Consider the following 1,334-nt stretch of genomic DNA (forward strand, 5'->3'; position numbering starts at 1 on the left):
GAACCCGGAAGCTAAGACCCACCGCGCCGATGGTACTGCACTCGGGAGGGTGTGGGAGAGTAGGTCACCGCCGGACAATCCGTCCCGGAACCCCTGAACATCATTGTTCAGGGGTTCCGATGTTTAAGCACCCTTTAATGAAGCAAAAAACGTGTTTTGGCAGCGAAGAAGCCATCGTTCATTTGCCACAGCGCCTTTTTGAGCGCGTTTAGTGAATATTCTGAATCCAGATCCGCCTATTCCTGCGCTTAAGCTTCCCGGTGCATGGTCGTTTACGCCGTAGCGTCGCGAACTCTACTAACCGTGCTGGCACGGGCTGATGTCATTAGGGAAAAGCGGAGAGTCACCAAATGATGTGTGTGACGATAGCTGCCACAGCCCAAAGTAACTCTCACCTCAATTTGTATGTCCTGACCGGATACCAGTTTCCGAGCTAGGTGAATCAATTCATCTGATTGTTCGGGGCGGCTCTGCGCTTATGATCCCGAGCGGTCTCTCGGATACGCGTGATTGGCAGTTTGGCTCCAGAAGGGCCGGGTGGACGAGTATTCGTCGAGATGGTTGGCATTCTGTTGCCGTAGTATGGATCAGTTGCGTTGCGCACTATTGGTGTAAATCACGGAGGCGACTGGGTAGCCTCGACTAAGATAGATGCAGGCGTTCAATGCCCTGGTGAGGGCAAAAAGATTTTAGCGTGGGCTTCCGTGAGATGCGGTGGTCCACTGATTCATGCGTGGGGTCCAAAACTGAAGACCCTTTTGAGAGGAACACATCTAGTGTCAAACGAAAACAAGGGCTTCGGGTCGAAGGACAACCGCGACCGGAATGATTCTAAGTCGAACAATAGCGGAGGCTTCCGTCGCGGTGGCGACGATCGCAATGCCGGTGGTTTCAAGCCGCGTGAAGATCGCGGTGGATTCCAGGGTGGAGACCGTCGTGAAGGTGGCTTCAAGCCCCGTGAAGATCGCGGTGGATTCCGTGGCGGCAACGACCGCGGTGGATCCCAGAGTGGAGATCGCCGTGAAGGCGGCTTCAAGCCCCGTGAAGATCGCGGTGGATTCCAGGGTGGAGATCGCCGTGAAGGTGGCTTCAAGCCCCGTGAAGACCGTGGCGGATTCCGCGGCGGTAATGACCGCGGTGGATTCCAGGGTGGAGACCGTCGTGAAGGTGGCTTCAAGCCTCGCGAAGACCGTGGCGGATTCCAGGGTGGAGACCGTCGTGAAGGTGGCTTCAAGCCCCGTGAAGACCGTGGCGGATTCCAGGGTGGAGACCGTCGTGAAGGTGGCTTCAAGCCTCGCGAAGACCGTGGCGGATTCCAGGGTGGAGACCGTCGT

At 56.6% G+C, this 1,334-nt stretch carries 1 protein-coding gene and 1 rRNA gene; one reads left to right on the forward strand and one right to left on the reverse strand.

The window, feature by feature from the left end; all coding sequences use genetic code 11:
• Window positions 1-76: ribosomal RNA gene (rrf, locus tag DQ353_RS22775) — 5S ribosomal RNA — on the forward strand; the annotation flags it as partial.
• 703 nt (window positions 77-779) lie between these two features.
• Here the strand turns inward: rrf and DQ353_RS21905 are convergent.
• On the reverse strand, window positions 780-1,334 hold a 555-nt coding region (locus tag DQ353_RS21905), incomplete at its 5' end, for a hypothetical protein (protein WP_181578551.1).

The organism is Arthrobacter sp. AQ5-05 (assembly GCF_003287975.1).
Classification (GTDB): domain Bacteria; phylum Actinomycetota; class Actinomycetes; order Actinomycetales; family Micrococcaceae; genus Paeniglutamicibacter.